Annotated in this window: 8 protein-coding genes and 1 tRNA gene; 7 read left to right on the forward strand and 2 right to left on the reverse strand. The window is 53.3% G+C overall.

Going from position 1 to position 9540, the window contains the following annotated elements:
- Window positions 1–60 precede the first annotated feature (60 nt).
- The 6 genes from topA to HMPREF6485_RS02310 all read left to right on the forward strand — a co-directional run bounded on the left by topA (window position 61) and on the right by HMPREF6485_RS02310 (window position 7047).
- A complete protein-coding gene (gene topA / locus HMPREF6485_RS02285) occupies window positions 61–2394 on the forward strand; it encodes a type I DNA topoisomerase (protein WP_004344384.1) in 2334 nt (777 codons plus the stop codon).
- Window positions 2391–2918, forward strand: a complete 528-nt coding sequence (locus tag HMPREF6485_RS02290) for a shikimate kinase (RefSeq protein ID WP_004344385.1) — start codon at window positions 2391–2393, stop codon at window positions 2916–2918. Before topA ends, HMPREF6485_RS02290 begins: the two co-directional genes overlap by 4 nt.
- Complete coding sequence (gene speA / locus HMPREF6485_RS02295) at window positions 2915–4807, forward strand: biosynthetic arginine decarboxylase (protein WP_004341315.1); 1893 nt, start codon at window positions 2915–2917, stop codon at window positions 4805–4807. The genes HMPREF6485_RS02290 and speA overlap by 4 nt, the downstream gene beginning before the upstream one ends.
- Before the next feature lie 67 nt (window positions 4808–4874).
- Window positions 4875–5720 (forward strand): acetylglutamate kinase, encoded by an 846-nt coding sequence (gene argB, locus HMPREF6485_RS02300; protein ID WP_004341317.1) that lies wholly within the window; start codon window positions 4875–4877, stop codon window positions 5718–5720.
- 345 nt (window positions 5721–6065) lie between these two features.
- On the forward strand, window positions 6066–6578 hold the full coding sequence (locus HMPREF6485_RS02305) for an RNA polymerase sigma factor (RefSeq protein ID WP_004341320.1): 513 nt from the start codon (window positions 6066–6068) through the stop codon (window positions 6576–6578).
- Window positions 6568–7047: a hypothetical protein gene (locus HMPREF6485_RS02310; protein WP_004344387.1), complete on the forward strand. Its 480-nt coding sequence runs from the start codon at window positions 6568–6570 to the stop codon at window positions 7045–7047. The genes HMPREF6485_RS02305 and HMPREF6485_RS02310 overlap by 11 nt, the downstream gene beginning before the upstream one ends.
- 214 nt (window positions 7048–7261) lie before the next feature.
- Here HMPREF6485_RS02310 and HMPREF6485_RS02315 read toward each other — a convergent pair whose 3' ends face one another.
- Window positions 7262–8095, reverse strand: a complete 834-nt coding sequence (locus HMPREF6485_RS02315) for a CPBP family intramembrane glutamic endopeptidase (RefSeq protein ID WP_004344389.1) — start codon at window positions 8093–8095, stop codon at window positions 7262–7264.
- A complete protein-coding gene (locus HMPREF6485_RS02320; protein ID WP_004344390.1) occupies window positions 8088–9035 on the reverse strand; it encodes a bifunctional riboflavin kinase/FAD synthetase in 948 nt (315 codons plus the stop codon). Before HMPREF6485_RS02320 ends, HMPREF6485_RS02315 begins: the two co-directional genes overlap by 8 nt.
- A 285-nt stretch (window positions 9036–9320) precedes the next feature.
- Here HMPREF6485_RS02320 and HMPREF6485_RS02325 point away from each other — a divergent pair.
- A tRNA-Ile gene (locus tag HMPREF6485_RS02325) sits at window positions 9321–9394 on the forward strand.
- Window positions 9395–9540: the final 146 nt, after the last annotated feature.

The raw sequence follows: 9540 nt of genomic DNA on the forward strand, positions 1-9540 counted from the left end.
TAAGGTATAAGCCAAACTTTTGCGTACTTTTGCCGCCTAAATAACAGATACAGACGAATTATGCAAGACAATCTGGTAATAGTCGAGAGCCCCGCAAAGGCCAAGACCATTGAAAAGTTTTTAGGAAAAGACTTCAAAGTGATGTCAAGCTACGGCCACATCCGCGACTTGAAGAAAAAAGAGCTCAGCATTGATGAAGACACGCTTGAGCCCACTTATGAAATTCCCGACGAGAAACAAAAGCTCGTCAACGAACTGAAGAAAAACGCCAAAGAGGCCAAGAAGATTTGGCTCGCGTCCGATGAAGACCGCGAAGGAGAAGCCATCTCGTGGCACCTTTGCGAGGTGTTGGGACTGGACGAGGCGAAAACCAGCCGCATCGTCTTTCACGAAATCACCAAACCGGCCATCCTCAAAGCCATTGAGACCCCGAGACATTTGGACATGAACCTTGTGAACGCACAGCAGGCACGCCGCGTGCTCGACCGTCTGGTGGGCTTCAAGCTCTCTCCGGTGTTGTGGCGCAAGGTGAAACCGGCTCTCTCAGCCGGCCGTGTGCAGAGCGTGGCCGTGAGACTCATCGTGGAGCGGGAACGCGAAATACAATCATTCAAGACCGAACCCTATTACCGGGTGACCGCCATCTTTGCCCTGATTGCCGAAGACGGCAGCGCAACCGAGGTAAAAGCCGAGCTCGACCGACGCTTCAAGACCCACGAAGAGGTGGAAACGTTTCTCGAAAAGTGCAAGTCGGCTACCTACACGGTGGACAGCGTGGCCAAAAAACCGCTCAAACGCACACCGGCTCCACCCTTCACCACCTCCACCCTGCAACAGGAAGCAGCCCGCAAACTGGGTTTCACCGTGAGCCAGACCATGATGGTGGCCCAAAGGCTCTACGAGAACGGACGCATCACCTATATGCGTACCGACTCGGTGAATCTCTCCGGACTGTGCATCAACGCCAGCAAGGAAGAAGTCATCAAACTCTGGGGCGAGGAATACAGCAAGCCACGCAACTACCACACGCACTCGAAAGGGGCACAGGAGGCCCACGAAGCCATTCGACCTACCTACATGAACGAGGTGCAAATAGAAGGGACGGCGCAGGAAAAGAAGCTCTACGAACTGATATGGAAGCGAACGGCGGCCTCGCAGATGGCCGATGCGCAGATAGAGAAGACTACTGTGAACATCGACATCAGCAACACGGAGGAGAAGTTCGTGGCCAGCGGTGAGGTCGTCGTGTTCGACGGATTCCTCAAGGTGTACCGCGAATCGACCGACGATGACGACAACGGCACGGAAGACTCATTGCACACGCTCCCTGCCATGAGAAAGGGCGACGAACTGCAACGGCGCGAGGTGACTGCCACGGAACGCTTCTCGCAAGGTCCCAACAGATATACCGAAGCCAGTCTGGTACACAAACTCGAAGAGTTGGGTATCGGCCGGCCGTCAACCTACGCCCCCACCATCTCCACCATACAGCAGCGCGAATACGTGCAGAAGGGGGACAAGAAGGGGGAAGAACGAACCTACACCATCGACACGCTGAAAGGCATCAAGGTGACGCAGAAGACCAAAAAGGAAATGGCGGGCTCGGAGAAAGGCAAACTGCTGCCTACAGACATTGGCATCGTGGTCAACGACTTCCTCATGGAGAACTTCCCCGAAATCATGGACTATAACTTCACGGCCAACGTGGAGCAGAAGTTCGATGATGTGGCCGAGGGAAAGACGGAATGGACAAAGATGATGAAGCAGTTTGACAAGTCGTTTGAACCCACCGTAGAAAAGGTGATGAACGCCCGGAGCGAGCATAAGGCCGGCGAACGGGAACTGGGCACCGACCCGGCAAGCGGCAAACCGGTATTTGTGAAGATAGGACGCTTCGGTCCGGTGGTACAGATAGGTTCGGCCGATGACAAGGAGAAACCCCGCTTCTCTCAGCTCCCGGCTGACAAGAGCATCGAGACCATCACGCTCGAAGAGGCACTCGAACTGTTCAAGCTGCCCCGCACACTGGGCAAGTTTGAGGGTCTGACAGTCACAGTCGGTGCCGGCCGCTTCGGCCCTTACGTGCTCCACAACAAGAAATATGTGTCGCTGCCCAAGGAGGAAGACCCGATGACCATCTCGCTGGAAACGGCCATCGAACTCATCATCAAAAAACGTGAACAGGAGAAGGAACGCCACATCAAGACTTTTGCCGAAGACGCAAAGCTCGAGGTGCTCAACGGACGATACGGCCCCTACATAGCCTACGACGGGAAGAACTACCGTATGCCCAAGGACAAGCACGAGCACGCAGCCGAACTCACCTTCGAGGAGTGTATGGACATCGTGAACAACGCCCCCGAACCCAAGCCGGCGAGAAGAAAGAGAAAATGAAAAGAATCATCATCATAGGGTACATGGGGGCCGGCAAGACCACCGTGGGCAAGGCGTTGGCCAAAGACCTCGGCATGGATTTCTACGACCTTGACTGGTATATCGAAAACCGGATGCGCAAAACGGTGAAGCAGCTGTTTGACGAGGGCGGAGAAGAGGGTTTCAGAAAGATAGAGCGTAACCTGCTCCACGAGGTGGCCGAGTTTGAAAACATCGTGCTCAGCTGTGGCGGGGGGACTCCCTGCTTCGGTGACAACATTGACTACATGAACAATCAGGGCACAACACTCTATCTGAAAGCCTCTCCGCAGGTGCTCTATGGGCATCTGAAAATGGGTAAGACAGTGCGCCCGCTGCTGCTCGGCAAGACACCCGAGGAGGTGGAACGCTTCATCGGTGAGCATCTGAAGGCCCGCGAACCGTTCTACGAGAAAGCCCAATACACCCTTGATGTGAACTTAATGGACAATTACGACAAAATAAAAATATCGGTAGCTAAAGCCAAAAAGCTTTTAGGATTATGAAGAAATGGACCACAGAAGACTCTAAGGAACTCTACAACATCAACGGATGGGGCACTTCCTATTTCGGCGTCAACGACAAAGGCGACGTCTATGTCACACCCTGCAAGGACAACACACAGATAGACTTGCGTGACGTGATGGACGAGCTGGCACTGCGCGACGTCACGCCACCGGTGCTTCTGCGCTTCCCCGACATCCTTGACAACCGCATCGAGAAGACGGCAAGCTGCTTCCAAAAGGCCAAGGAAGAATATAACTATAAGGGGGAAAACTTCATCATCTACCCCATCAAGGTGAACCAGATGCAGCCGGTGGTGGAAGAGATCATCTCACATGGCCGCAAGTTCAATCTGGGGCTGGAGGCCGGCAGCAAACCCGAACTGCATGCTGTGATCGCCGTGCAGTGCCAGAGCGACTCGCTCATCATCTGCAACGGCTACAAGGATCAAAGCTACATCGAACTGGCACTGCTTGCCCAAAAGATGGGGAAGCGCATCTTCATCGTGGTGGAAAAGCTCAACGAACTGGAAATCATTGCCAAAGCTGCCAAAAAACTCAACGTGAAACCCAACTTAGGCATCCGCATCAAGCTCGCGTCGAGCGGTTCGGGCAAGTGGGAAGACAGCGGGGGCGACGCCAGCAAATTCGGCCTCAACTCCTCCGAACTGCTTGAAGCCCTGCACATGCTCGATGAGAAGGGGCTACACGACAGCCTGCGCCTCATCCACTTCCACATAGGAAGCCAGATAACGAAAATCCGGCGCATACAAACGGCGCTCCGCGAAGCGGCACAGTTCTACATCAACCTGCACAAGATGGGCTATAACGTAGACTTCGTGGACTGTGGGGGCGGCCTCGGGGTGGACTACGACGGAACACGCTCGTCGTCGAGTGAGAGTTCGGTGAACTACTCCATTCAGGAATACGTGAACGACTGCATCTACACCTTTGTCGATGCAGCCGACAAGAACGACATCTCCCATCCCAACATCATCACCGAGAGCGGACGCTCGCTGGCGGCCCACCACTCCGTGCTCGTCATCGACGTGCTCGAGACGGCTTCGCTGCCGGAGATGCCAGAGGAGTTTGAGGCTAAGGAGACCGACCACCAGTTGGTGAAAGACCTCTACGACATCTGGGACAATCTCAATCCCCGATCCATGCTCGAAGACTGGCACGATGCCGAGCAGATACGCGAGGAGGCACTCGACCTCTTCAGCCACGGCATCGTAGACCTGCGCACAAGGGCCGAGATAGAGAGCATGTACTGGAGTGTGTGCCGGGAAATCAACGTGTTGGCTAAGTCGCTCAAGCATACACCGGAGGAGTTGAGGAAGCTCGACAAACTGCTGGCCGACAAGTATTTCTGCAACTTCTCGCTCTTTCAGTCGCTCCCCGACAGTTGGGCCATCGACCAACTTTTCCCCATCATGCCTATCCAGCGGCTCAACGAGCGACCCAACCGCAACGCTACCTTGCAGGATATCACCTGCGACAGCGACGGCAAGATAGCCAACTTCGTCACCGACGGGCATGTGGGCCACGTGCTGCCCGTGCATCCGCTCAAGCGCAACGAGCCTTACTATCTCGGTGTGTTCCTCGTGGGGGCCTATCAGGAGATTCTCGGTGATATGCACAACCTCTTTGGCGACACCAATGCCGTGCACATCTCAGTGAAAGACGGGCAATACCACATCGACCAAATCATCGATGGCGAAACAGTGGAAGAAGTGCTCGACTACGTACAGTACAATCCGAAGAAACTCGTTCGCCAGCTCGAAATCTGGGTCACCAAGAGCGTGAAGCAAGGCAAAATCAGCCTTGAAGAGGGCAAAGAATTCCTGAGCAACTACCGTTCGGGGCTCTACGGATACACCTATTTGGAATAACGACAAAGTCTCCTCTCCTTGCCCCACAGACGGGGGAGAGGAAAAGGGACGATAGAGAAACCAACCAATGGAAACGAAGGAAAAAGAGAAGCTCTTTATTATAAAGGTGGGCGGCGCTGTCGTGGAGGCTCCCGACAGTCTCGACCGGTTGCTCAAGGACTTTGCCGCCCTCCCGGGCCGCAAAGTCCTTGTGCATGGTGGCGGTCGCCGGGCAACCAAGGTGGCCGCCGCACTGGGCATCGAAAGCAAAATGGTGGGCGGCCGACGCATCACCGATGCCGGTATGCTGGAGGTGGTAACAATGGTTTATGGCGGACTGGTCAACAAAAATCTCGTGGCCAAGCTCCAAGCCAACGGAGTGAACGCGCTGGGGCTGACCGGTGCCGACATGGACATCATCCGCAGCAGAAAGCGTCCGCCGGTATTACTCCCCGCCTCATCTCAACCCTCCCTTAACACCCAACATCCAACACCCAACACCTCCCCCATCGACTTTGGTTTCGTAGGCGACGTGGAACATGCCGATGGAGACAGACTCGCAGCACTGATCGAAAAAGGCATCACCCCCGTATTGGCACCGCTCACCCACGACGGCCGGGGCAACATCCTCAACACCAATGCCGACACCATAGCCGGCGAGACGGCCAAAGCCCTCGCCCCTTTCTACGATGTGACGCTCGTCTACTCGTTTGAGAAAAAAGGCGTACTTGCCCGACCCGACGACGATGACAGCGTGATTCCCGTCATCACCCGCTCCGACTTCAATCGGCTCGTGGCCGAAGGGACCATAGCCGGCGGCATGATTCCCAAACTCGAAAACGCCCTCGCCGCCGTCGATGCCGGCGTGAAAGAAGTCATCATCACCCTCGCTACAGCCATCGACGGACACCACGGCACTGTCATCAAAAGGTGATAAAGCTGTATCTCGGTTTTGTAAGAGAAGCCCTCGGAACGGTGCAAACCGTTTGCACCATCCGTGCACGGTTCATGCACCACCCGTGCACGGCCTATGAACGGAGCGTGCAGCATCTCTGCACCACCTCCACAGCAACCCTCCGGAGTACCCGCTTTCATAAAACCGCTTTTCAACCAAGTAGCACCAAACCCTCAACCAAGGCAGCCCTCCTCCCCGGGTTGGGTAAGATTCGACGCTGTCGAATCCTTCCCACCAACCCGTTAATAAATATTAAAACAAACAAAACACCCTCCCCCTTCTGTAACTTTCCCCTCCCCCAATCGTCATTATATCAGAGAGAAGATGAAAACGATCAGTTTCCGAAATGATATCCTGCCGCTGAAGAACGAACTTTACCGGCTTGCTCTCCGTATCACGCTCAACAACGCGGAAGCCGAAGACATCGTGCAGGACACGCTGATCAAAGTCTGGAACGCCCGCGAGCGCTGGAACGAGATAGACTCCATCGAGGCCTACAGTCTCACCATAGCCCGCAACCTCTCACTCGACCGCATCAGAAAGCAAGACAACCAAAACGATTCGCTTGACGATGCCAACACCGAAAGGGCCGACCACTCATCCAATCCCTACGAGCAAATGCTGCAAAAAGACCGCATGGCCATCGTGAAGCGACTCGTGGACGAACTGCCCGAAAAGCAACGCAGCTGTATGCAGCTCAGAGACTTTGAAGGAAAGCCCTATAAGGAAATAGCCGATGTGCTGGGCATCACGGAAGAACAAGTGAAAGTGAACATCTTCAGAGCCCGGCAAAACATCAAACAACGTTATCAAGAATTCGACAAATATGGATTATAAGTATATCAACCAGCTTTTGGAGCGCTACTGGAATGGCGAGACTACTCTTGAGGAAGAGGAGATTCTTCGCGCTTTCTTCAGCCAGAAAGACATTCCGGCCGAACTGCTGCCCTATCAGGCTCTGTTTGCCTACGGGCAGACCGAAAAGAAGGCCAACGTGCTGGGAGACGACTTCGACGAACGAATCCTGTCGATGATCGAGCGGAAATCTGTCAAGGCACGCATCATCCCTTTGGGACAGCGACTGAAACCCCTCTTCAAGGCTGCCGCCGTGGTGGCCATCTTCCTCACTTTGGGCAATGCGATGCAGGTTCCATTCAACGACAATGAAGGCTATAGCGTTCCGGAAAGCATCCATCCGCATCCCGGGGCATCGGTTGCCATGGGCGACTCGGCTGTCATTGACAGCCTGCAACAAAGCAATCTTGAGCCGGCAACACCACCAACAGCCGGTTCCATCATCAAATAAGATAATTTTCTATGCTTTCTCTATAAATCATGTTTAGTAAAACAAAACAACTTTGAAGCTGTGAAGTTTCAATTCTCTCAAATTTTTCATAACATACTAACGTAGAAAAAGGGCTGTCGGTCGCAAGACCGGCAGCCCTGATTCTTTTGGCAGTTTGCCATCCTTTCAGTCTAAAAACACAATGGCAGGTCACGCCCAAAATGCTCAAAGTGGCTCATTCTGCAGCAGCCTTCTTCATCCTGCGCGTCAGCTGGAAGACACTCGGAAGCAGAATGCAAAGCGAGAAGAGAAGAGCCATATAGAGCGTGTGGCGGTTGCCTTGGAAAAGGTCTATCAGTTCGCCGCTACCCGCTTGGGGCATCAGGTTGTAGACAATGTAGGCCACAGAGTTGTTCACCCCATGAAGCACAAGTCCGGGCACGATGCTCTCCGTGCGGTAATACATCCAACCGATGAGCAGCCCCATGAGAAAAGCATGAAGCCCCTGTGCCATATTCCAATGCACAAGAGCGAAAAGAAGTGCCGAGATGGCGATGGGCAACCAATGCCGGCGACGGTCGAAAAGGCCAAGCAGCGTGCGCAACACAGCTCCACGGAACACCATTTCTTCGGCCAACGGAGCTAAAAGCCCGATGGCGGCATATCCCCAAGGCTCCTTGAGGATGCCCTCAAAGAGCCGTTGATAGTCTTCCGACATGCTCACCTGTAGCTGTTCGTAGAGCCACTGCGAGGGCAACAGGAGCCCCAAAGTGAGCAAAGCCACCCACACGAGGGCCGTCCATGGTTTCGAAGCCAGATAGTCACGAGAAACGGGAGCCCATCTCAAACGTAGAAAAAGCCATATCGCCAATCCGCTGCTGACGACCATTTCCACAGCCAACAGCCAACCGTATTCACCGACGGCCATCCCGGCGAGGACGGTTTGAGCGTCTACACCCTCCACGGCTGCATAGATACTTGCGCCTACAAGATGCACGACAAACTGCAACAGCAGGTAGACTACCACATACAACACTACATCGAGCGAAGTTCTCAATTTCTTATTCACGTTCCAAATCTTTTTCAAATTGTTCTTCCACCATTTTCTCGTCTCTCTCCAACTGCTCCCTGAGCGCCTCTGCCGACGGAAACCGCTGTTCTTCCCTGATGCGATGGGCAAAACTGACGAGCATCATCTTGCCGTAAATGTCCTCCCCGAAGTTGAGTATATAAGTCTCAAGTGTAGTCTCTGTTCCTCCGAATGTGGGCCTTACACCGATGTTCATCATGGCCCGCTTCATCTCCATGCTGTTCTCCAACCGCGCCTTCACGGCATACACACCCGGTGCAGGAATCAGTTTGTCGAAACCGGTCGTGTCAAGATTGGCCGTGGGAAAACCCATCTTACGTCCTTCCTGATACCCTTTGACCACCTTCCCCACGATGGTATAAGGATAGCCGAGGCACATCTCGGCCATTTCCACCTCACCGGCTTCCAGAAACGAGCGTACCACTGACGACGACACATTGACACCGTTCAATTCGAACGCCTGCGACAAAACCACCTCCATGCCCAATTCCCGGCCATAGCGCACGTAGTCATCGAAGCCCTCCTTGCGGTCGTGTCCGAACCGGTGATCGTACCCGATGTACAATTTCCGCACATTGAGTTTGTCTCTGAGTATTTGTTCCATAAACTCACGGGCCGTCATACGGGCCATTTCCTCGTCGAAGTGCAGCAGCGCCGTGTTGTCCACCGACGTTTTGGAGAGCAAAAGCAGTTTCTCGCTGAGCGTGGAAAGCATACGCGGCTGGTAGTCGCTTTGCAGCACCTTGCGCGGATGCAAGTCGAAAGTGATCACCGTCGACTCCATTCCCTCCGCCCGGGCATCGGCAATAAGTTTGCGTATGAGATACTGATGCCCGCGATGCACACCGTCAAAAAAGCCGATGGTGGCCACACACGGATTCATCGGCTCCATATCTTTCGTTATCTGTATAGTCTTCATAAGCTGTTATTCTTTTCCTGCAAGGCTTGTTTTCCTCCTTGTTTTTTTTGCAACTGCCCCCTCACGGCCAGCATCACCTCTCTATTTCTTCTCGGTCAAGGTTTCCCTCTCCCCGATTCTACCGGATAGAACCCACTCCACATTAGTTTTACACCTATGTAAAGAAATGATTTTCCCTATCAGGATAATTGGCGGTAAAGTTAGCCATTTTTAGTCAGTTTTGCAAAAAATATTTGGATAATTGGCAAAAAGGCATTACCTTTGCATCCGAATCAACAGAATTCAGGACTTGTAGCTCAGTTGGTTAGAGCAACAGACTCATAATCTGGAGGTCCCTGGTTCAAGCCCAGGCTGGTCCACGCTGAAAATCAGTAACTTAGAAGAAATTCAAGTTGCTGATTTTTCTTTTCGGGAAAACAATGGGAAAACACAGCCATTTTGATAACTCCATGATTTTTTGTTAAACTTGGCATCATATCAGCACAAGTAAAATATGTAAACGAGG

Origin of the sequence: Segatella buccae ATCC 33574 (genome assembly GCF_000184945.1) — a bacterium.
GTDB classification, from domain to species: domain Bacteria; phylum Bacteroidota; class Bacteroidia; order Bacteroidales; family Bacteroidaceae; genus Prevotella; species Prevotella buccae.

What these genes read in the sequence shown, in the direction of transcription:
- topA (WP_004344384.1), top strand. Translation starts at nt 61, where the DNA reads ATGCAAGACAATCTGGTAATAGTCGAGAGCCCCGCAAAGGCCAAGACC.
- HMPREF6485_RS02290 (WP_004344385.1), top strand. Translation starts at nt 2,391, where the DNA reads ATGAAAAGAATCATCATCATAGGGTACATGGGGGCCGGCAAGACCACC.
- speA (WP_004341315.1), top strand. Translation starts at nt 2,915, where the DNA reads ATGAAGAAATGGACCACAGAAGACTCTAAGGAACTCTACAACATCAAC.
- argB (WP_004341317.1), top strand. Translation starts at nt 4,875, where the DNA reads ATGGAAACGAAGGAAAAAGAGAAGCTCTTTATTATAAAGGTGGGCGGC.
- HMPREF6485_RS02305 (WP_004341320.1), top strand. Translation starts at nt 6,066, where the DNA reads ATGAAAACGATCAGTTTCCGAAATGATATCCTGCCGCTGAAGAACGAA.
- HMPREF6485_RS02310 (WP_004344387.1), top strand. Translation starts at nt 6,568, where the DNA reads ATGGATTATAAGTATATCAACCAGCTTTTGGAGCGCTACTGGAATGGC.
- HMPREF6485_RS02320 (WP_004344390.1), bottom strand. Translation starts at nt 9,035, where the DNA reads ATGAAGACTATACAGATAACGAAAGATATGGAGCCGATGAATCCGTGT.